The 22,312-nt window shown below is 36.4% G+C and carries 20 protein-coding genes and 1 pseudogene; 18 read left to right on the top strand and 3 right to left on the bottom strand.

The window, feature by feature from the left end; translation table 11 throughout:
• Nucleotides 1–156: 156 nt before the first annotated feature.
• The 11 genes from IGL37_RS12670 (at nucleotide 157) to IGL37_RS12620 (ending at nucleotide 13,817) form a co-directional block, all read left to right on the top strand.
• Nucleotides 157–5,013 (top strand): hypothetical protein, encoded by a 4,857-nt coding sequence (locus IGL37_RS12670; RefSeq protein ID WP_002413932.1) that lies wholly within the window; start codon nucleotides 157–159, stop codon nucleotides 5,011–5,013.
• A 19-nt stretch (nucleotides 5,014–5,032) separates the two neighbouring features.
• Nucleotides 5,033–5,422: an LPXTG cell wall anchor domain-containing protein gene (locus IGL37_RS12665; protein ID WP_025188713.1), complete on the top strand. Its 390-nt coding sequence runs from the start codon at nucleotides 5,033–5,035 to the stop codon at nucleotides 5,420–5,422.
• Nucleotides 5,379–6,113, top strand: a complete 735-nt coding sequence (locus IGL37_RS12660) for a WxL domain-containing protein (protein WP_002354838.1) — start codon at nucleotides 5,379–5,381, stop codon at nucleotides 6,111–6,113. The genes IGL37_RS12665 and IGL37_RS12660 overlap by 44 nt, the downstream gene beginning before the upstream one ends.
• Nucleotides 6,114–6,117: 4 nt before the next feature.
• Nucleotides 6,118–6,918 (top strand): WxL domain-containing protein, encoded by an 801-nt coding sequence (locus IGL37_RS12655; protein ID WP_002385162.1) that lies wholly within the window; start codon nucleotides 6,118–6,120, stop codon nucleotides 6,916–6,918.
• A complete protein-coding gene (locus IGL37_RS12650; protein ID WP_033918113.1) occupies nucleotides 6,919–7,677 on the top strand; it encodes a WxL domain-containing protein in 759 nt (252 codons plus the stop codon).
• Nucleotides 7,678–7,782: 105 nt separating this feature from the next.
• Complete coding sequence (locus tag IGL37_RS12645) at nucleotides 7,783–8,862, top strand: DUF916 and DUF3324 domain-containing protein (protein WP_033918112.1); 1,080 nt, start codon at nucleotides 7,783–7,785, stop codon at nucleotides 8,860–8,862.
• Between the two features lie 104 nt (nucleotides 8,863–8,966).
• Nucleotides 8,967–9,452 carry a hypothetical protein gene (locus IGL37_RS12640; protein WP_002354843.1) on the top strand — a complete coding sequence of 162 codons (486 nt, stop codon included), beginning with the start codon at nucleotides 8,967–8,969 and terminating at the stop codon, nucleotides 9,450–9,452.
• Entirely contained in the window at nucleotides 9,427–10,908 is a 1,482-nt protein-coding gene (locus IGL37_RS12635) for a helix-turn-helix domain-containing protein (protein WP_430598800.1), read from the top strand. The genes IGL37_RS12640 and IGL37_RS12635 overlap by 26 nt, the downstream gene beginning before the upstream one ends.
• A gap of 236 nt (nucleotides 10,909–11,144) precedes the next feature.
• On the top strand, nucleotides 11,145–11,642 hold the full coding sequence (locus tag IGL37_RS12630; protein ID WP_002360979.1) for an RNA polymerase sigma factor: 498 nt from the start codon (nucleotides 11,145–11,147) through the stop codon (nucleotides 11,640–11,642).
• A gap of 24 nt (nucleotides 11,643–11,666) precedes the next feature.
• On the top strand, nucleotides 11,667–12,551 hold the full coding sequence (locus tag IGL37_RS12625; RefSeq protein WP_002365402.1) for an RsiV family protein: 885 nt from the start codon (nucleotides 11,667–11,669) through the stop codon (nucleotides 12,549–12,551).
• Nucleotides 12,552–12,680: 129 nt separating this feature from the next.
• The gene (locus IGL37_RS12620; protein WP_002367472.1) at nucleotides 12,681–13,817 is read left to right on the top strand and encodes an ArgE/DapE family deacylase; all 1,137 of its coding nucleotides are present in this window, start codon (nucleotides 12,681–12,683) and stop codon (nucleotides 13,815–13,817) included.
• A gap of 52 nt (nucleotides 13,818–13,869) precedes the next feature.
• Here the strand turns inward: IGL37_RS12620 and IGL37_RS12615 are convergent, their stop codons facing one another.
• Nucleotides 13,870–14,661 (bottom strand): hypothetical protein, encoded by a 792-nt coding sequence (locus tag IGL37_RS12615; protein WP_002367471.1) that lies wholly within the window; start codon nucleotides 14,659–14,661, stop codon nucleotides 13,870–13,872.
• 163 nt (nucleotides 14,662–14,824) lie between these two features.
• Between IGL37_RS12615 and IGL37_RS12610 the strand changes: the two genes are divergently transcribed.
• From IGL37_RS12610 to IGL37_RS12595, 4 genes and pseudogenes are all read left to right on the top strand, one after another.
• The gene (locus IGL37_RS12610; protein WP_002354850.1) at nucleotides 14,825–15,208 is read left to right on the top strand and encodes a YccF domain-containing protein; all 384 of its coding nucleotides are present in this window, start codon (nucleotides 14,825–14,827) and stop codon (nucleotides 15,206–15,208) included.
• 88 nt (nucleotides 15,209–15,296) lie between these two features.
• Complete coding sequence (locus IGL37_RS12605; RefSeq protein ID WP_002383201.1) at nucleotides 15,297–15,722, top strand: Rrf2 family transcriptional regulator; 426 nt, start codon at nucleotides 15,297–15,299, stop codon at nucleotides 15,720–15,722.
• Nucleotides 15,723–15,780: 58 nt separating this feature from the next.
• Nucleotides 15,781–16,410, top strand: a complete 630-nt coding sequence (locus IGL37_RS12600; RefSeq protein WP_002365397.1) for an NAD(P)-dependent oxidoreductase — start codon at nucleotides 15,781–15,783, stop codon at nucleotides 16,408–16,410.
• Between the two features lie 664 nt (nucleotides 16,411–17,074).
• Nucleotides 17,075–17,307 (top strand): annotated as a pseudogene (locus tag IGL37_RS12595) (ATP-binding protein); the annotation flags it as partial.
• 293 nt (nucleotides 17,308–17,600) lie between these two features.
• On the opposite strand, the gene IGL37_RS12590 reads toward IGL37_RS12595, so the two are convergent.
• Together IGL37_RS12590 and IGL37_RS12585 are read right to left on the bottom strand one after the other, a co-directional pair.
• The gene (locus IGL37_RS12590; RefSeq protein ID WP_002407847.1) at nucleotides 17,601–17,954 is read right to left on the bottom strand and encodes a hypothetical protein; all 354 of its coding nucleotides are present in this window, start codon (nucleotides 17,952–17,954) and stop codon (nucleotides 17,601–17,603) included.
• A gap of 117 nt (nucleotides 17,955–18,071) precedes the next feature.
• Nucleotides 18,072–18,575: a helix-turn-helix domain-containing protein gene (locus IGL37_RS12585; protein WP_002424923.1), complete on the bottom strand. Its 504-nt coding sequence runs from the start codon at nucleotides 18,573–18,575 to the stop codon at nucleotides 18,072–18,074.
• Between the two features lie 153 nt (nucleotides 18,576–18,728).
• On the opposite strand from IGL37_RS12585, the gene IGL37_RS12580 reads away from it, so the two are divergent.
• From IGL37_RS12580 to lanM, 3 genes are all read left to right on the top strand, one after another.
• The gene (locus IGL37_RS12580) at nucleotides 18,729–18,938 is read left to right on the top strand and encodes a lichenicidin A2 family type 2 lantibiotic (RefSeq protein WP_002401134.1); all 210 of its coding nucleotides are present in this window, start codon (nucleotides 18,729–18,731) and stop codon (nucleotides 18,936–18,938) included.
• Nucleotides 18,939–18,958: 20 nt separating this feature from the next.
• Nucleotides 18,959–19,156, top strand: a complete 198-nt coding sequence (locus IGL37_RS12575; RefSeq protein ID WP_002396812.1) for a lichenicidin A2 family type 2 lantibiotic — start codon at nucleotides 18,959–18,961, stop codon at nucleotides 19,154–19,156.
• 151 nt (nucleotides 19,157–19,307) lie between these two features.
• Nucleotides 19,308–22,292 (top strand): type 2 lanthipeptide synthetase LanM, encoded by a 2,985-nt coding sequence (lanM, locus tag IGL37_RS12570; RefSeq protein ID WP_010819082.1) that lies wholly within the window; start codon nucleotides 19,308–19,310, stop codon nucleotides 22,290–22,292.
• Nucleotides 22,293–22,312: the final 20 nt, after the last annotated feature.

Raw genomic sequence — 22,312 nt, 5'->3', positions numbered from 1 at the left:
CAAAAACAGCAAAAAATTCGTTTAGTTAACAAAAAGAAAATTAAAAAATAAATTTTTTTTTTGAAATTAAGAAAATATCTTTAAAAAAATCAGAAGAAAACTTCGTATACTTGAGCCATAGGTTGGTTGTGGAAAGTTTACTTCGAGGGAGGAGTGATGAAGTTAATGAAAAAGAAAATCGCTGTTTTATTGGCAACTTGTTTACTTGTACAACCATTTTTATCTGTTTCAGCGTGGGCGATTGAAGGGGAGCAACAAACGGAACGTACGCAGACACAGCCAAAAACAGCAGAAACCAGTACAAGTGAAGCAACAAAAGAAAGCAGCGCACATTCTACAGAACAGTCATCAATGACTGAATCTAGTGCTATCACAGAAAAAGTAACCACCTCTTCCACAGAAACAAAACCAAGCGAAGAGCAGAAGCAAATCACGTTGACCTTTGAAACAACGGATCAAGCTTTGTTTCAAAATGATGCCAAAAGTTATCAAGTGGTAAAAGAAAAAAATCAGCCACTTCGGACAGAAGAATTACCAAAATGGGCGAATAGTGAGGAAAATGCGACTTTCGTTGGCTGGTCTTATCAAGGCAAAACATATACAAATGAAGAACTTCTTCAATTAGAGTTTTCAGAAGATACACAACTTACGGCTGTCTTTAAACAGAAACTGACACGCATGGCCAGAGCTGTTTCAGTTGATCAGTCCATTGCGGACACAATTGCCCCTGCGGATAAAACAAAAGTGATTGTTGTGCCAAGTCCTGCAGGAGATGGAGCAGCGTACAAAGAATATGCATCGACAGAGGCTGGCTTGAAAGAAGCCTTGTTTGATTTGTATCAACAGGGGAACAATGGCGATTTCACTCTTTATATAGGAAACAATATTACGACGAGTGCGGCGACCACCGCTAAAGTGATTCCTGACACCGTTACGGCAAGTAATATGACCTTTTACGCCTTGCAAGGCAAGGTCAATCATTTAGTGATTACTGGAAACAGCGCGGATCCGATTAGTATGGATACAACTTTACCTACAGGTTCCAAAACATTGGCACTAGGAATTGTTCACTTCGGTACAGATATTACTTTAAGAAATATTTCTTACACAGGATCACAAATGTATTTAAACGGTCATAGTTTGTCCTTGAATGGTGGTTCTATCGGGAATGGTTTCTCTGTGTTTGGCGGAACGGATTCAGGCGATGTTACAGGAAATCCTGTGATTACAGTAAATAGCACAGGTTCAGGTACGTGGTATTTTTATGGCGGAAATAATAATGGTGGAACTTTAAAAGGAAACCCAACGTTGCTCATTAATAACACGGTCTCCGGAATCAATACGCTATCAGGCGGTGCAAATCTAGGTACAGTCGATGGGAATGTAACCGTTTCTGTTAAACGAATCAATGGTGCTCTTTCTAATTATTATGGTGCAGGAATTGGTACAGCAGCAAACCCAATTTCTGTGACCGGGAGTGTTTCCAATGAGTTAGACATTGCAGCGGAAGCAAATAGTTCTTTTAGGATGTCCACTTACTATGGTGGCGCACTTTATGGAAACATTAATGGTACCATTAAAAATTCATTATCTGGATATGGCGGTTGGAGTTCAAGAGGGCCTTATGTTGGTGGTTCAGGTCGTGGGAATATTGGAACAAATCGTGGAACAAATGCAATTTCCACAACCCTCGATGCAAGTAATTATACAACCTATGGACCAAGTATTATTGGAGCCAATCGTTATAACGGCACAATAACAGGAAATATTGAAAATACGGTTATTGGTGGAACAACAGCTGCTCAAGGCGGTATAGGTAATTTTGATGGTGGTAGTGGAACGGAAGCTGATCGATTATCAAAAGCAGCACTAGGGGCTTCCAATGAAGGTATCTATGATGCTTATACATCAGAGCAACGGGCAAAATTAGCTTTTGATAGTGCAACTTATAAAATTTTAGGAAATATTCACTCACATCTTGTTAAAGGTTCATTTGGTAATGCGGATCTGTGGCGAACAACCGCAGCTGGTGTAGGTGGTTACGTAGAAGGTAAGGCAACTATAGAAGTTGGAACACAAACAGGCGATGGCACAGCTGGCGGCGATGGCTTGGTTTATAAAGGAAGTCGTCCAACTGACACGAATTATTCTTCTAGTAGAAATAATTTAGCGAATGCGAAAGATTTTGATATTGCTGGCGGTGGTCTTGTCATTGGCCGAGATGCTTGGACTATCTACATTCGCGGTGAGTCAAATACAGTAATTAATAATGCTGTAGCTCGACGAACATACGGTGGTTTATTTTCTGGCGTTGTTGAAGGGAACACCTCTAATACATTGAATGGAGGTATTGTCGATACCTTAGAAGGAAGTGGTTATGAAGGCGGTCGAGTTTATGGAAATGCCCAAGCAACTGTCAGGAATGGTCAAGTTGACTGGTTCTTATCTGGTGGTGGCTGGAATGATAAAAAAATTGTCGGGAATGTTGGAGTAACCGTTTATGATGGTGTCATTAATGCCTCAATGGGAGCATCTTATGGTGCTTCAAGTGATCATACTGTTACTGGAAATTCTAATAATATTGTTTACGGTGGCGACTTTTCTGGTACTCCTCGTGAAGGAACGAATGGTTTTTCTGGCGGAATAACAAATGTTGGTTCTTTGTTAGGAAACGCAAATTTGACCATTGATTTAAGAAACTACAATCGCGAGTTTAAATTGCCTTCGGGAACGTCTATTTCAGGAGGTGTTCCTTATAACGGAACAACTAATTTAGGAACAGATGATTCTAATACAATTACGCTAAATATCTATACAAAACCAGGTTCAGATGTTTTGAATGGTGCAGCTATATACGGAGATGGCGCGCGGACGTCCTCATATACAAAAAGTGGCAAAATTATTATGAATATTCAAGCAACAGGTTCAAGTATTGGTAACTTATATGCAACAAATTATGGTAATGCCCCTACGACAGGGCTGTTACGTGATGTCGAGATAAATTTACAAGGTGCCAAAACAATCAATGGATTATCTGGTGGAAATGCAACAGATAGTTTCACCAATACCATTGTTTCTAAAAATGCTCAGAAAGTTGTCATTAACATTGGCGAGAACGTTGACGGCACCAATAACTATCAAACAGAACCACTGAATGCGACAGGCTTAGGCGTTGTCAACTTTACGGAATTAAATGTCACCAATGGCATTAAATTAATGGCTAATGGTGGGAACATCAAAAATGGCGTTTCTGCTACTGCCGCGAACCACAGTACGACTTACAATGAATTCGGATCAATTCATCTATCTAAAAACGCTGGAATTGGGATCACCAACACGGCCAATTTAATTTCAGCTAGCAAACTAACGGTTCAGGATCATGCAACATTAGAAACAATTCCTGGTACAGGTAAAGTAAACATTGCGGATTTTGAAGCTGTCGATCCAACAAAAGATGAACTTTTATGGATCAAACCAACGACAGATACAACTGCTTTGGTGGATAGCACAGGGACTTGGTTTGGAAATGTCAAAGCCTATCAGGTCTTGACGATTAATCCAACGGTCAATAATGCTACAAAACTTACGCCAACAACGTTTCATGGGATTGAAAAAGCGACTGGAAAAACATTTATTGGCGATAACGATGTGACCAAGGGCGCCAATGGCTATGGGATAGCAATTCCTGGCTCCATCATCGATTACGAAGTGGAAACGCCTGGAATTGTGGCAGGTGCAGGTACTATTTCTCATGATGTAAAAGAGGTCAAAGCCGGCAATGCGCCATTAACCTTACAAGCGTGGGGCACCGAAGTAGCTGGACAAAAAGTTCAAAAAGGACGTTTGATGATTCCGACCTCAAGTGCTTTAACACCAACCCTAAGCTTCCTTCCTGACGAAGTAACAGGTTCTTGGTTGCACCAAGGAACGGTTAAGTCTAGTGAAGTTGGGAGCGCGATAGAGCAAATTCCAGAGCAAAAAGATACCACCCCGCTTTCATGGAAAGCGACGAATATGAACTACAGTTATCAGGTGAAAGTTCAATTTTCAAATAAAGTGGAACTTTCGGGGCAATCGGTGATTGTCACAGAAGATGAGGCAGCGCAACTAACGACTGTCGATAAAGTAATAGAAATGCTCGGTGCAAAAGGTCGGCCGTTTTTCAAAACCTCATTAAAAGAGACGGATTTACCACAAATTCAAGCGCCGTTAGCAGAAAAAACTGTATCGCGGACACATGATATTCAATTAGAAGCAGGGACGTCAGGGGATAATTTGCAAAACAAAACGGTTCATTTAGTTGTTGTGAAAAATGAAAGTGTCCTTGCCAAAGATCGTTCGTTTGCCTTGTATGCGACAAGTGCGCATTTGAAATTAAAAGAAGCAAATGGCTTAACGAATTCAGACGAGTTGGCACAATGGACACAAGCAACGGTGATTTTCGCAGATGGTCGGGCCAATCAAACACCAAGTCTTGATGCCGCAACCTTCCAAGCCATTCAGCAAGCGAAACCAGAAGAATTAGCCAAAACGGTGCCAGCCAATTATCAATTTACAGAAGCTGGTGAAACGTTAAATAAAAAAGTCAATGTGTCTATTTCAGGTGAATTAACGTTAGAAAAAGTACCTAAAACAATTGATTTTGGCAAACAAAAAATTTCTGCCAAGCCAGAAGTTTACTGGCCAACTCTTTCAGATGATTTAGTCGTTCAAGACACACGCGGGACAGAAAGTACGCCTTGGAAACTGAATGTTCAGGTAACGAATCCCTTAACGAACGGCACAGATCAATTGGAAGATTTGTCATTGGTTACAGACAAAGGAGAATTTTTACTCAATAAAGGAGATACGGTTGTTACAGAAAATGAAGGCTCAGGTTCAGGTAGTTATACAATTAACCAAGGTTGGGGTGCGGCAAACCAACGGGGACTTAAACTATCTGTGCCAGTCGAGAAACAAAAAGTTGGCGAATTCAAAGGGACATTGTCATGGTCATTAGTCATGGCACCATAACAAGGAGGAGAGAAGTGAGATGAAAAAATACCTTTTGCTTAGTTGTTTTTTAGGTCTTTTCAGCTTCTGTCATTCAGACACTGCGTTTGGGGAAGCAACTTATGAAAATAGTGGTGTTGTCTCCTTTTATGGAACGTATGAATATCCCACAGAAGAGTCGACAACAGCGACTAGTAATTCTTCCACAACGACCGAACCCACCAAGCCAGCTGACGGAGGCGCTTCATCCGTCCTTTCTTCTGGCGTATATGGGTCGCGACAAGGAAGATTACCAGCGACAGGTACCACCAATCAAGCACCATTTATTTATTTGGGAATCAGCCTTATCACTATAGGCATATTATTTATTAAAAGGAGAAGAGAAGATGAAAAAAACAGTATTAGCAGTAGTAGGGATTGTAGGATTTAGCGGTGTCCTAGCGACACAACAAGCATTTGCGGAAGACATTAACGTGAACTATACAAGTAATGGCGCCATTACATTTGAACCAGATACAGATCCAACGAAGCCAGTTAACCCAACCAATCCAGATGAAAAAGTTGAACCAGAAGATCCAACTGACCCAACTGGACCAAAACCAGGGACTGCAGGCCCCTTATCAATTGACTATGCTTCAAGCTTTCAATTTGGCGCCCAAAAAATCACTTCCGATACGAAAGATTATTACGCACAAATTCAAACATTTAAAGATGGAACAACAGGTCCCAACTATGTTCAGGTAACGGATAAACGTGGGACACAAGAAGGCTGGACGTTAAGCGCTGTACAAAATGCGCAATTCAAAACAGCCCAAAATGAAGAATTAGTGGGGGCCGCTTTATCGATTGCCAATGCAGGTGTGACATCGATTGTTGATGCCGCATACGCGCCAACACCAACAGCAGCACATACCTTTGTTCCTGGAACAGAAGTAGAATTAGTCAAAGCAGAAGATGGCAAAGGAATGGGGACTTGGGTCTATCGTTTTGGGAAAGATGCGACAGAAGGTGCTACTGCCGTGAAATTAAATGTCCCAGGTAAAGCGATTAAATTAGCAAAAGAATATCGTACGACCTTAACATGGACATTGAAATCTGTACCAACGAATGTTGGAGGCTAAGTAAATGAAAAAAACAGTCGTCTACTCCTTGTTATTCGGAACAATGTTGCTTGGCGCCACTGTTCCTGCTGAAGCGGCGACGGTCGTTTTTGATAGCGAACAGTCGATTGTTTTTACCCCAAGCACAGATGGGACGGATCCAGTAAATCCAGAAAATCCCGATCCAGAAAAACCAGTTCGACCAGTCGATCCAACGAATCCTGATGGACCTAATCCAGGTACCCCTGGGCCACTTTCCATCGATTATGCCTCAAGTTTGGATTTTGGGAGTAATGAGATATCGAATAAGGATCAAACGTATTTTGCCAGAGCGCAAACCTATAAAAACCCAGATGGTTCAGCAAGTGAATTGGCAACTGCTAATTATGTACAAGTAAGTGATTTACGGGGAACCAATGCTGGCTGGGTTTTAAAAGTGAAACAAAATGGTCAATTTCGTAATGCAGAAACATTACACAAAGAATTAACAGGCGCCACCGTCGCCTTTACTGAGCCCAGTGTTCGCTCAAATGCGACGGACGTATTGCCGCCAACTGCTACCGCAAACATTCAATTAGATGCTGCGGGCGCAGAAACTGTTGTCATGCAAGCCCCAGAAAAGACCGGCGCCGGAACGTGGATCACGCTGTGGGGGCAAGCAGAAAAAGTGACCGAAAAAAATCAACAAGGACAGCAAGTAAATGCCACAATCACACGGGCAATCTCACTAACTGTTCCTGGGAAAACCCCTAAGGATGCAGTACAATATAAAACAACTTTGACTTGGCTACTTTCAGATGTACCAGTAAATAATGGAGGGAAATAAATGAAAAAGACAAAAGTAATGACATTGATGGCAACCACAACTTTAGGCGCACTGGCACTTGTACCAATGAGTGCATTAGCAGTCGACGGTGGTGAATACCAAACAAACGGAGCGATTCAATTTGCACCAAATACGAACCCAACGAATCCAGTTGATCCGACGAATCCAGATCCGGATAAACCAATTACGCCAGTTGATCCAACTGATCCGACAGGGTCTAAGCCAGGGACAGCAGGTCCGTTATCCATTGACTATGCATCTAGCTTATCTTTTGGGGAACAAACGATTACCTCAAAAAATATGACCTACTATGCAGAAACACAAAAATACAAAGATAATGCTGGTGCCGACCAAGAAGGCCCGAACTTTGTTCAAGTCTCAGATAATCGTGGGACTGAAACAGGTTGGACGCTAAAAGTAAAACAAAATGGTCAATTCAAAACTGAAGCCAATCAAGAACTAACAGCGGCCAAAGTAACTTTAAGCAACGGACGCGTGGTTTCAGCTTCACAATCTGCAAAACCAACGACAGCGCCAGCTACGATTGAATTAAACCCAACTGGGGCTGAATCAGTGGTCATGGCTGCTGGCGATAAAGAAGGTGCGGGTACGTACTTAATGAGCTGGGGCGATAGTGTAGATGCCGCTAAAACAAGTATTTCATTAGAAGTACCTGGTTCAACCACAAAATATGCGAAAAAATACACGACAACTTTTACTTGGACTTTGACAGATACACCTGCTAACACAGGAAACTAAGAACGACAGCATACACGCAAGATCGGGATATAAGTCAAAAATTTTTGGCTTATCTTTCGGTCTTTTGGTGCTTATAATACAACAAAGAATGACAGACATAGGAGAATGAATATGAACAGATGGAAAGTATATGCAACGGTAATCGCTTGTATGTTATTTGGCTGGATTGGCGTGGAGGCGCACGCTTCTGAATTTAATTTTGCGGTCACACCAACAATTCCCGAAAATCAAGTGGACAAATCAAAAACCTACTTTGACTTAAAAATGGCGCCTGGTGCCAAACAAACCGTAGAAATTCAGTTACGCAATGATACAGATGAAGACATTACCATTGAAAATACGGTGAACTCAGCGACAACAAATTTAAATGGCGTAGTAGAATATGGCCAAAACGGGATCAAACCTGACAAAACTTTACCCTTTAACTTAAAAGATTATGTGGAAGCACCGAAAGAAATCATCTTGCCGAAGCATTCCCAAAAGACCTTACCTTTAACCATCACAATGCCTAAAGATTCTTTTGATGGCGTGATGGCTGGCGGTATAACACTCAAAGAGAAAAAGAAAGAAACCACGACTTCTGCGGATCAATCAAAAGGGTTAGCTATTAATAATGAATACTCCTATGTTGTGGCTATTATTCTTCAGCAAAATGAGACAAAGGTTCAACCAGATTTAAAATTACTGGGGGTTAAACCAGGCCAAGTCAACGCGCGAAACGTCATCAATGTTTCTTTACAAAACCCACAAGCGGCCTATTTAAACCAATTACATTTAATCAACACTGTTTCAAAAGGAGGCGAAACGCTTTACCAATCCGATACTGAGGATATGCAAGTGGCGCCAAACTCTAACTTTAGTTACCCAATTTCTTTAAAAGGGGAACGATTAACGCCAGGAAAATATGTCTTGAAATCAACGGCCTATGGTGTAAAAGATGAAAAGGGCACCTATCAAGTCAAAGGCGCCAATGGTGAAGAACGGTACCTGTACAAATGGGAATTTACAAAAGAATTTACTATTTCTGGGGACGTCGCTAAAGAATTAAATGAAAAAGACGTAACCATTAAAGGAACCAATTGGTGGTTGTATCTACTGATTGCATTCATCATTCTAGCGCTGCTCTTATTGATTTTCTTCTTGTATCGTAAAAAGAAAAAAGAGGAAGAACAACAATCTGAGTAATAAAAAGGGCTATCTATTGACAAAAAGGGTTTTCCTTGTAAAAGTAAAGGTACTTTTACAAGGAATTGCTTCCCATAAAGTAGAGGTAGAGAGAGTGAGAAGCCATGAGAAAAAAGTATCTTTTTTTATTTAGTTCTTTGCTAATTTTTACGGCTGTCGAAATAGAACCAATTCAAACATTGGCGACACCTATTTATAATCCCTTAGAACCAACGGAAGAAATTCAACCAAAACCAGAATCAATCACCCCTCAGGAAAAGTCAGAACCGGAACAACCTGCGCCAACCCCTCCGGAAGATCAAAAAACTACGGTTCCTTCTGAAGAAAAAAAGCCTTCACCCAAGAAAAAAGACAAACCTGTGGAGAAACCGGCAATGTCAAAAGAAAAAAAGAAACAAACAAAAGAAACAACGGCTCATCCCTTACAAGTGAATAAAGATTTTGTCTTTCCTAACGGACTTGGTGCAGGCGGCGATGAAGAATCTGAAAGCTATTTAGCAGCGGTTGGGTACTTTCTTTCAGGAAATGGATTGTATGGGAAAAAAATGGATGTGAGAGAAGTCTATGATATTGATGATGTTTTTAAATAAAGTGGATAAAAGAAAAATCGCCTTATTTCAGTTACTGGAAAATGCACCGATGTTAACAGAGTCAAAAGAAACCGTAATGCAGGAGTTAGAATTATCTGAATTTATCGTGAACAAAACGGTCGCTGAATTAAATGCCGATTTTATTGAATTTGGTTTATCAGAGGATTTTCAAATTGTGAGCGATGGTATTTTCTTAACTCTTAATGAATCAGGAACGGAAACTTCCGCTACTTTGATTGATTGCTATATTAAAGAGTCGTTACGTTTTGCTATGTTTCAAGATTTCTTTTTTCAGCGTTTTGATTCTGTAAATGAGTTTGCGTTAGAACACTTTGTTAGTCACACATTGGCTTATAAGGAGTTCAAGGAATTAAAGAAAATGCTGGAAAATTATCAAATTACAATTAATAAAGAATTTCACTTAGTGGGAAATGAAACCAATTTACGCGAAGTAACAACACTGGTTTTTTTACAATTATACCAACGTGATTTTTCATTGTACGGTAAAAAAGTTTTAGAGCAGATTCGGAACTTTGAGCTATTTTTTTCTGAGAAGGTACATCTTAATCAACGTGCGGGCTATGCACAAGCTAAATGTTTTCATTTTTTGGCGGTTTCTTTAGTACGAACGCAGCAACAGTTTTATGTAGAGAAAAAAGTAGATTCGCAAGTGTTAAAACAATTAGCCGGTGACAATCAGCAGAATGTTTTCAATTGGTTAGAGAGTCTTCAAGTCCCAGAACCACAACGAACAAACGAAGGCAATTATTTACTCTTATTTTTAATTGCTGAAGAGTGGCTTCAAGTAGCTTCAGCAGCACTTTGCCAAAGATTTGCAGAAATTCAACAATTGAATCGTGACTTGTTAAGCTATTTAAAAATACAATTTCAGCTTTCCGAGGAAGTCCTGCAAGGTTTTGAACAAAAAGTAACAATCGTACATTTTAAATTGTTCCATTTTCCAATAGAAGCAAACTATAGTTATCGCAAAATGGATATAACCTACTTTGCAGAAACGTATACAGAGTATTTTTCTGCTAGTCGACAATTTATTCAAGAACAAAAAACGAATCCCGCTGTTTGGGATGCCAGACAGTTTTTATTTTATCGGTATCTGTTGTTAATGGTGGATGCGTTACCATTGAAAAAAGTTTTGGCTCCGATTACATTGTGTGTCGACTTTTCCTTTGGTGAAGCCTATAATCGTATGATACAAAAAAATATTGAAAAAATTACGGAATGGAATATCATTTTCAAAGCACATGTAGATGAAAGTGTACAATTAATTTTATCGGATATTCATTTTGTCGATTGGCCTGAGATTACTCAAATTATTTGGCTAGCGCCACCACGTCCTGTTGATTGGTCGCATTTTATTAAAACGCTGAGTGCACTAAGACCGCACTCGGGAGAAGAGAACAAGGGCGGGACAGCACCGCTTAGCTCCGAGAAATAAGAAGAAATTTCCGGAAATTGTTCTTTAATTTTTGGATAATTTCGGCTTATTTCCGAAGGAGCTGGTTCTGTTCCCGCCGTTTATCAGATTTTGAGCGTGAAGCAAAAATCCAAAGTGATTTTTGTACCACGCTTTTTCTTTTAGAATATAAAAATTAAAAATAATAAAAAAGTTGAAACTTTTTATGCTTGTGATTCGTCTATATAAGTGTACAGGAAAGGAGGTTCCAGAAATCGATGGTTTTCGATGGTTGGAAAAGAAAAAAACAAATTCGCGCGTTAGAAACGCTTGTTGATACCAAATATGAAAAAATGTATCGCATTGCCTTTAACTATACACATTCGAAAGAAGATGCCTTGGATGTGATTCAAGAAAGCTTTGAAAAGGCACTGAAGGCCATCCAAAAAGGACCCGATATTAAGGATTTTGACGCGTGGTTCTTTCGAATTCTGCTTTCTGTAGCGACAGATTATTGGCGTAAAAAGAAACGAGAAGCTGTTCATATTGAAAAAGATGAACATGTGTTAGCCCTTTTAAATAATCCCCAACGCAGTTTTTTAGAAATTGAAGAAATTATTAATCAATTAGATAGTCCCAATCGTGAAATTATTCTATTAAAATTTTTTGAAGGATTTACGCTAAAAGAAATCGCCTTGATCCTGGATATTAACGAAAACACGATTAAAACGAAGATGTACCGCAGTTTGAATGAACTCCGAAGTCTATTGAATTAGTAAAAGAAAGGAAGCGAAAAAATAATGGAAGATTTTGTAAAAAGCGTTGTTAAAAACTTTTCAAAAGAATACCGCCAACAACCGTTGCCAACGGATCTACAAGCGGAAGTCAAAGCGCGTTTTCATAAAGAGAAAAAGCGGTACACCTGGCTTCGTTTTAGAAACCGCTCACTGCAAAGTAGTCTAGTAGTGGCTTGTGGCTTTGTCTTATCAGTCAATTTGTTTCCAGGTTTTAGTGAAGCAGCCCGCAACATTCCTGTGTTAGATAAAATTGTTCAATTAGTCACCATCAAAACGTTGACAGCGAAAAAACAGGAAAGTGAAGTAAACATCGATGTCCCTAAAATCCAAACATCCCAAGAATCTTCAGTAGCCGACACGCTCAACAAAAAATACTTGAAAGAAGCCCAAACAGAATTTCAACAAGTCAAAGGGCAATTGTTTGATGGTTCTCGTGTTTCAGTCACTGGAGATTATGAAAAAGTCGTGGACGACCGTCGCTTCCTAGTGGTCAAACGAACCTTCACAGAAATTAAAGGCAGCTCTGCGACGACAACGAAATATGACACCATCGACAAACGAGCCAATGTTGTCGTTTCACTCCCCTTAATTTTTAAAAATGATTTTTACATTGATGTCATTAGTAGTGAAATTAAACAACAAATAGCAGACCAAATGAAGAACGATAGCAATAAAATATACTGGTCCGAAAAAGAGGATGCCCCCAGTGATGTTCAACCCTTCAAAAAAATTAAAAAGGACCAACCTTTCTATATCAATGAAAAACACCAATTAGTGATTGTGTTTCCTCAAGGAGAAATTGCGCCTTACTATATGGGCACCCCTGAATTTGTGATCCCTAATCAAGTCATTGAGAATGAATTGGCAGCGCCTAATTATTTAAAATAAACTCAGTAAAAAACACGCGACATTTCTTAAAACTGTCGCGTGTTTTTTGCTGACCTAACCAAGTCAGTTGCGGTTTTACTGAGAGAAGCGTACACTAGAATTAAGCATAACAAGAAAGGGCGAATGGCAATGGAAAAATCAGAAAAAATTAGTATTTTACAAGATGTGGTTAAAATTAAATCTGTAAATGGAAACGAAGAAGAAGTGGCAATCTATTTACAAAATCTTTTGAAAAAATATGAGATCCCTTCTGAACTTGTTTCTTATGCACCAAATCGTAGTAGTTTGGTTGCTTATTTAGGTGAAAACCGAGAAAAAGTCTTAGGGTTTAGTGGCCACATGGACGTGGTTTCTGAAGGGGATGAAAGTCAATGGACTTTCCCACCATTTGCGGCCCATATTGAAGGAAATAAATTGTATGGCCGTGGCGCAACGGACATGAAAAGCGGCTTAGTCGCAATGGTTTTAGCAATGATTGAATTAAAAGAAAAGGAAGTTCCATTAAATGGAGCGGTTAAATTTTTAGGTACAGTTGGTGAAGAAGTCGGTGAGCTAGGTGCTGGCCAATTAACTGAAAAAGGCTATGCGGATGATTTAAGTGCCTTAGTCATTGGAGAACCAACCAATTATAACTTGATGTATGCGCACATGGGTTCAATTAACTATTCTGTTGTGTCACACGGAAAAGAAGCCCACAGTTCGATGCCGGAAGAAGGCATTAATGCAATTAATAATTTGAACGAATTTATTACAGAAGCAAACCAACAAATGGCGGAAGTCACAGCAAACTATGAAAATCCTGAATTAGGTCGAACGATTCACAATGTAACCGTCATTAAAGGTGGCACACAAGTGAACAGTATTCCAGGTCAAGCAGCCTTGCAAGGGAATATCCGTTCAATTCCAGAATTCAGCAACGACCAAGTCATTGCATTATTACAAAAAATTGTCGATGAATTGAACAAAAAAGAAAAACATCAGTTAGAATTAACGATTGATTACAATAAAATTCCTGTAAAAGCTGAGAAAGATTCTGCATTAATTCAAGCCATTCAAGCCCAATTTGATCAACCATTACCATTAGTGACAAGCGCTGGGACCACAGACTTAGCTGAATTTACTAAATCAGACAATACATTTGATTGCGTTGTCTTTGGACCAGGTGTGACCACTACTGCACACCAAGTCGACGAATATGTCGAAATTGATAATTATTTAGATATGATTGATAAGTATCAAGCGATAGCAAAAAGTTATTTAAATTAAAAAAATGTCGCGCCTGAATCATAAAAATCAGGTGCGACATTTTTTATAAGGTTTATTCCACCACAGTCCATTCATTTAAGGTTTTGCCGTTCTCATCAACTAGCTCTAACCAGCTGTTTGTTCCAGCAAAATAGAGAAACAAGCCGACTTCATTAACGCTTTTTAAGACGATATCTTCCGTTGTGACAAAGTCTTTAAATTGGCCCTTGCGTTCATCACGAAGTTTTTCACCAAATCTGGCGGAGAAACCGACAGACCCGTCTTTATTTAAAGGGGCTTCTGGCATCATTGTCGCGCCAGCTTTAATAAGCATTTCATTGCGCTTTTGCCAAAAAACAGTTGCTTTGCTTTGTCGAGTATCAATATAAAAAGGAATTTGGCTAACTTCTTTTGTCCATTTGTGGCGTGCTTTGGCTGGTCTGGCTTTCTTCGGCGCCGGTTTTTTAAACAGAGAGTAGCCAAAACGTTCCAAGATAAAGGTGACTGTTTCTTTATAGTTAGTCACTGTCGCTACCGCACTTTTCGGAATTTTGACTGTCGTTGGGGTTGCTTCCAATGTTAAACCACTTTCTTTCGCATCATCTAGGAAAGCTTGCGCTAAATAGGCAAGTTCTGTGTCCCAAGTCGGTTTCAATAAAATCGAGTGATCAAAAGAAACTTCTTTATATGTAGCTTTTTCTTCAGCAAGTCCTAAAGCAACTAGTTGGTTATCTCTTAGCAAGAAAAGAATCGCTGCCTCTTTTTTCGGTAATTTAGTTGTTTGTTCAATGATTAAGTGGGCCTGATCGGCTAAGTCAATGAGTGTCTTTGTTTTTTTTAGATCAACGGTTAAATGTAAGTCCATGAAGTCTGCTCCTTTATCGTTAGTTTCTTCATTGTATCATGAAACAGCGTCTTCGTCTTTTAACGAGTCAGCGACCTTACAATATTGTTTGAAACAAAAAGAAGCTTTCGTGGTATACTTACTCACATACATAATTTTTAATGAGGAAAGTAGAGGAACAAGAATGAAAACACTTGGCAATATTTTATGGTTCATCTTTGGCGGCTTTTTTGGTGGCTTATCTTGGCTATTCGCAGGCGTGATTTGGTGTATTACAATTATCGGTATTCCGATTGGTTTACAATGTTTTAAATTAGCGGGGTTGAGCTTTTGGCCGTTTAAAAAGCGAGTCGTGTATAGTGATAGCGGCGTATCTTTGGTGGTAAATATTATTTGGCTGATTATCAGTGGACTACCATTAGCAATTGGGCATTGTATTAGTGGCTTGTTGCTTTGTCTGACAATCATCGGTATTCCGTTTGGGCAACAGTCCTTTAAATTGGCGAAATTAGCGTTAATGCCGTTTGGGGCACGTGTTGTTTCAACAACTGATTTTTATTTTGAATAGTCAGAGGTTTCTCATTGACAAATAAAACGAAACAGCGTATTCTGTAAATGTAACAAATAACGTTACATTTGGTTTGGAGTGATTAGACATGGCCATGTCAACGAAATTAAGTGTTGCGATTCATATTTTAAGTTTGATTGAAACAGGTCCTCAAGAACAAGTGACTTCTGAATACATTGCTTCGAGCGTGAATACGAATCCAGTCGTTGTTCGACGACTAATGAGTCAGTTAAAAAAAGCCGGCTTGATTCATTCCATGCGTGGAGCCAATAAAAATACCTTATTAAAGAAACCAGAAGAGATCTCACTGTATGAAATTTATACAGCGGTTGAATTGGAACGAGAGATTTTCAATATCCATCAAAATCCTAATCCAAACTGTTCCGTTGGGGCAAATATCCAATCGGTACTAGAAACTGAATTTACTAAAGTGCAACAAAAAATGGAAGAAGAATTGAAAAGTATCACCTTAGCAGATGTGATTCATGAAATAGAAGTTAAGAGAGATAAGTAATCTCTCTACTTTTAAAGTATTAAATGTAACTATTTTAGTTCTATTTAAAAATGAAAGGATGATTTACATGAAAGTAGCAGTATTAGGAGCAACAGGAAAAGAAGGACAATTACTTTTAGCAGAAGCTAAACGTCGCGGGATGGACGTGACAGCCATCGTTCGTAATGCCTCAAAAATAACAGATGGCACACCGACCATTGAAAAAGATGTTTATCAATTAACAACAGAAGATATTCAAGCGTTTGATGTATTAATTAGTGCCTTAGGATTCCCTGATGTGCAAGATTTCCCAAAATCTACCCAGCATTTGATTGAGATTTTAACCAATCAAAAAACGCGCTTGTTTGTCGTTGGGGGCGCTGGAACCTTGTATGTGGACCCAGAACACACAACTCAATTAAAAGATACACCATCATTCCCAGCAGAAATTCAGCCATTAGCTTCGGCGATGGGCGAAGCTTTAAACTTATTGAAAGAAGCTCAAAACATCCACTGGACCTATATTAGTCCTGCAGCCATGTTTGATGCTGATGGTCCTGCGACAGGCCATTATGAAGTCGCTGGCGAAGAATTAACAACCAATAGTCAAGGTGACAGCTACATTAGTTACGCAGACTACGCCGTTGCCATGTTAGATGAAGTGGAAAGTAATGCACACCCAAATCAACGAATTAGTGTGTATCAATAAAAGAAAAAATTATTAATACAAAAAATATACTAAGATTAGAGGTATCCTCTAGGGCTGTTTTAAGCGTATAGTTGGTTGTAAAAGGAAGACCGACCACACTCTCTAGGACTGTGAGTACAAACAAAAAATGATCTCCTTCACTGTCATTTAAAATCTGGTTTAAGTATGGTAGGCTTCGAGACCGTGTGTAGGAGATGAAAATCATGTATGTACTTGCTTTAGATGTCTCAATGGGAAAAAGTTATGCCGTTAAAAAAGCTCCGCTCAAAAAGCTTTAACGAAAGCACAAGCTTTACTTTCGTTGGCATAAAATACCTATCTAGCAGAGTCTGGACAAACGTCAATGAGGTCTAACCCGCCCTCACCAACTACAATGAAAACAATCGACCTACAAACAATTTTTCTGTCATATTAAAACTGTCAGAAGTGGTTTGTAGGTCGATTAATAATCGAGTTTCTTTTCCAAGTTACCTTGAGGGACAAACTAAATCATTATACTTATTTGTATCAAACATTAGCTCATAGAATCTGCGTATAAAAAGTATTTACAAAATAAAAAGACCATAGTAACCGAGAATGATTAATATGGGATATATCAATATTGTTTGACTACGTAACTAAGTGAAGGTAGTCTTTTTTGTTTTTAGAGTGAAGTTGTCGTATAAAAAATAGGGCGAATTTCTTTTTCCAGCTCATTAACTTACGTTATGAGAAAAAATCAACGGTTCTAACATCCAATATAGCTCTGTTCCAATGGACAGAGGTATTCCAGGATAAAAGGTAAAGAATGTGATTATTGATCATCTAATCCATCATTCTAAAATTTTATCAATCAATGAGAAATCTTATCGAATGAAAGATTACATGGAAACGAAGGGCCTCGATATTGAAAAATAGCAGAGAGCCAAAACATACATCTTTATATGGCCCTTGACACTGAATAGATTTTGACTATAAAAGTGGTTTAGTATTTTAGATATATTTAATTTTAGTTTCATGTCAATATTTATTGACACCGCTATTTATCGGGGCAAAAGCACCGCCAGCTAAAAAGGAAATTGATACAGCTACAGTAAAATCACTTTTTTGTAAATTATACGTGTAAATGATCTTGACCTGACAAAAAAACAGTAAGTCAGATTAAGATCATTAAAAATAAATCGACAAAACAATTATCTATTTTAATTTTATCAAAATATTACAAAGCTTATCGAAATGATTAATAGGAAAAAGACAAAAGAGATTAGAAAAGCAAGCAGGTTTTTTTCAAGGAAAAAATTTTTTCTTGAGGGTGAAGTTGTAGATTTCAGAGAATCATAATGTAGAATATTTAGCAATTCATTGTAGGACTTAATGTTGATTCTCCTTCTTATTATTTCAATTTTGAAACCTATATATGCTATTAAACTACATTCAAAAACAGGTATCAATAATCCTTTCAACCCCCAAAATTTAAAAGTAATACCAATGGAAATCATTGTTACGATGGATACTAAAAATAAAATCCAAGTTAAAGAAATCATTTTTTTTACTTCGTTACTCATTTCAATTGCTCCTTTCAGATAATAATATATACGTTACAAGTGTAGCATATACAAAAATAAGAAGGATTAATAGCGTAATAGTTTTATTTAGTAAAGACTATAAAGGTTTTTTACATTTTAATTTAAAAGAGTTAGCAAGAAATAAATAGAGAAAAAACTAATCAAACCCATGATGAGAATAATAAATAAGAAGTTCAACTTGTTGAATTTTTTTAAATAAGATTTCTCTGGTGTTTGCCTAAGAAAAAATGTTAATAGACAGGCAAAAATTATATTTAATAGCAAAAAAGGAAAAACAAGAAAATATTTACTCATTTTTATAGACATGAAAATACTTGAAATCAATACACAAATTGAAATAAAAATTATAAATATAATTTTAGCTGTAAATGTAAATTCGGTGTGTTGCTTTTTAATTTCTGAGATATCTTCTGATAGAAAAACCTCTAATGGTACATCAAAAAAATTACTGATTAGTACTAAATTTTCCATTTCTGGTCTAGTTCGTCCATTCTCCCAGTTCGAAATTGTTTGTCTAGAAACTAATAGTATTGATGAAAGTTCAACTTGAGACAGATTTTTTTCCATTCTATATTTTCGAATTTTTTCTCCAGTATTCATAAAAACCTCCGTTGATAAAAGAATTAACCATTTGTATAATATGTTTTGCATATGTAAAATGTATAACAAATGGTACTTTATTTTTTATATTATCATGATAACATGAAGATGTGTTAACACGCTATATAATTTTTGAAAGGAAGGGATTGTATTATGGAAGCAGAAAAAATTGTTGGTATGCAATTTGAAGATTTATCCAAAGAAGAGATGAACTTTATTGCTGGAGGAAATAATAACGCTAGAATTTCTCCGACTATTGTTACTCCTGTCACACCATACACAAGTTATGTTGCATCAGCGGCTGGCTCTGCAGCTTTGTCAGCTGTTAGTGGTCTTGTCTCATATACTAAAAAATGTTTTTAATATGAAAGGGAGAGATTATATTGGATGAAAAACAATTAGACTCGTTAGTAGGTCAAAAATTTGAAGATTTATCAAAAGAAGAAATGAACTTTATTGCTGGTGGAAACGATAACGCTAGAATTTCACCTACAATTATTCTTTCTGCTGCCACTGTAGCAAGTGCTGCAAGTTCATTCGTAGGATCGTATACATTGTCTGCTTTTACAAAGTGCAGATAATAAAGTGTTTTTAATTGATAAGTAGAAATAAAAATATATGTTTCATTCTATTTGTTGGAATTTGAAATGTATGGAATTAAATTCAACGAATTTAATTCCATACATTTTTTAAAACAATAATTATATACATAATACTTTAGGAGGGGGATTTATGAACTGTTTTGACAAGGGGAAAGCATTAACTATAGAGGAAAGAATGAGTTTAATTAAGAACAAAATATTTGATGATAAAAATAGTAGCAACATTCAAAGATGGCTTAATAGAAAAACAACTGTGGATAGTGAACTTTTCAGTAAGATTCTAAATATCAATAATTGGAAACTAGAGGAATTTAACCATTGTATAGACGAAAATTTTAAAATAGATTCTTACAGTGACAGAGTGACGTACTCTGATTTCGATAGCTTGATAGCATCTATAGAGGATCAAAATAACTTACCTAGTACCTATGTTAAATTAATCAGACCATTTTTAACAAAACTAGAGAACGGCTTAATTGTTGATTTTCAGGATAAATTATCGGAAAAAGCTATAGAAAATATTTTCGATTGTTTAGCTAGTCGATTAATAAATCTAAGTTTAAAAGTCTTTGTGTTAGAAATGGATTTTATTAAAAATAGCAATGGACTTCATGGTGAAACATCAAAAGAAAGATTTATAAATTTTATAGATTTGTATGATGATAAAGAAAAATTGTTGAATCTGTATCAAAAATATCCAGTAATGACAAGAAAATTGAGTATAACAACCTTATATTTTATTGATTTCATGAATGAATTTCTGAATAATTTATTTCAATCATGGGATTCAATTGAAGATACATTCTTCGATACAGAAGAAAAAATATATGTAGAAAGTTTGATATTTGAAAAAGGCGATACTCATGAAAAAGGGAAAAGTGTTGTTATTATAGAGTTTAATTTGGGAAAAATTGTTTATAAACCCAGAAACTTATATATAGAAAAGAATTTTCAGAAAATTATAAAGTTCTTTTCTTATAGTAATGGATTTTTAAATATGGATATCCCAAAATCTTTGTATAATTCTACATTCACTTTTGTTCAATTTATCGAGCAAGAACCTTGTAATAATGAAGAAGAAATTGAAAGATTTTATCAACGATATGGTCAGCTAATTGCATTAATCTATTTAACTAATGGTAGTGATATTCATTTTGAAAATGTAATTTCTCATGGAGAGTATCCTGTTATAGTTGACTATGAAACTTTGTTTTCGGTTCCTATAAAACTTGAAGGAAGACAAGAAAATATATTCAGTGAAATTGTGGGGTTTATTAGAAATTCTGTATCGTCTAGTATTATGCTACCGGGGAAAATGCAATTAGATTCAGAAGGAAATAGCGTTGATATTAGTGGGCTTAGTGGGAAAACTCAAAAATTAGAAAAAAAAATGTACGTTCCAAAAAATTTAGACAATGATAATGCAAAATTTGTATTAGAGAATGTCATTTTAGAAGGCAGTAATAATAATGTGTTCTATAAGGATAAACTTATTAACTATCAAGATTACTATAAAGAAATTATTGCTGGTTTTAGTAATGTAATGGACTTCTTTTTGGTTAATAAAGAAGAATATCTGAATCTAATTGAAGGCATGGAAAATAATACAATTAGAATATTAGCAAGAAATACGAACACATATGCTCAATTTTTGGAGTTTACTAAACACCCAAACTGTTTAAAAGATTTTGTTGAGTTAGAAAAGATATTGGAAAATTTATATACATTCCCTTATGAAAATAAACAGATATCTCAATTAGAGTATAAAGATATGGTTTTTGATGATATCCCAATATTTTTTTCAAAGCTAGATGAGAATTGTATCTACAATTCAGAAGGAGTTAGGATACAAAATGTTTTTGAAAATACTCCTAGAATATTTTTAATTGATAAAATTAAAAATATTGATTCAGAAAATATTTCTAAACAGATAGGGATTATTATGATGAAAATCAAAGGTGAAGAGGGAGTTGTAAAACAAGATGTATCAAGTTTAGTAATAAGTAAGGAGGATAGTTACCTACAGATAGCTGAAAAATTAGCTGAAAAACTAATTGACTCAGCTTATATCGACAAAAATGAAGAATATATGACTTGGTTGGTTATAAATGATGGTGTAGTTGATGAATTTGATTTAGGTGCTTCAAAAGTCAATTTTTATGATGGGTTAATAGGAATTGCATCATTGTTTAAATCGTTATATAAAGTAACAGGAAAAGTAAAATATCAAAGATATTTTGATTATTTAGTGAAAACTACGATGGATCTTTTAGATACTATGCAAACAGATAGTGCTTATGTAGGGTTTCATTCATTTTTACAATTGTTTTCTATAATCGAAAAAGAAGATACTAACTATGAAAGAATTACACATTATTTGAACCTGTTACAGCAAAATTCTCAAAATTTTTTAGAACGTGAGGGTACAGTAGACTGGTTATTAGGTTATGGAGGTATAATCCCATTATATATTGATGTGTATAAGAAAACCAAAGATAATCAATATTTAGAAATCGCTATTTTTTTGGGTAACAAATTGATAATGTTTGCTGAAAAAGATACAAATGTAATGAAAAATATTGGTATAGGTCATGGCATTTCAGGCTTACTTATATCTATGGTTGAACTATATAAAGTTACCAAAGATAGGCAATATTTAGAATATATTAAAAAATTAAATGAAAGAATGTCTATTTCTCTAGTTCAGGAAAATGAAGATGTTGTATCTTGGTGTAATGGAATATTAGGTTATCTATTGGGACAATCTTACCTTCACAAAAATAATATTAAGAGTGCATTATCTGATAAAGAAAAACAAAGATTACTATTAAAAATTAAAAATCAATACTTGGAATCTGACTGTTTATGTCATGGTAATTGTGGGATAATTCAATTTTATATTGATTTGTATTTATTAGAAAACTCTGATAAATATTTGGAACATGCAAAAAAAATAGGTAACAAAATGATTTCTGAAATTATTAAAAACGAATATATACAAATAAGAGAGTTTGAAGGGTTTGATAATATTGGTTTATTTAATGGCATATCTGGTGTTGCATATACCTTGGTTAGACTATTAGAACCAGAGAATGTTCCGTCAGTTTTTGTTTAAAAATATGAATTATGAGGAGA

The organism is Enterococcus sp. AZ119, assembly GCF_050546175.1.
Taxonomy (GTDB): Bacteria; Bacillota; Bacilli; order Lactobacillales; family Enterococcaceae; genus Enterococcus; species Enterococcus faecalis.
Note: the sequence above shows the minus strand (reverse complement) of the source record. Positions and strands in the feature narration are given on the sequence as shown.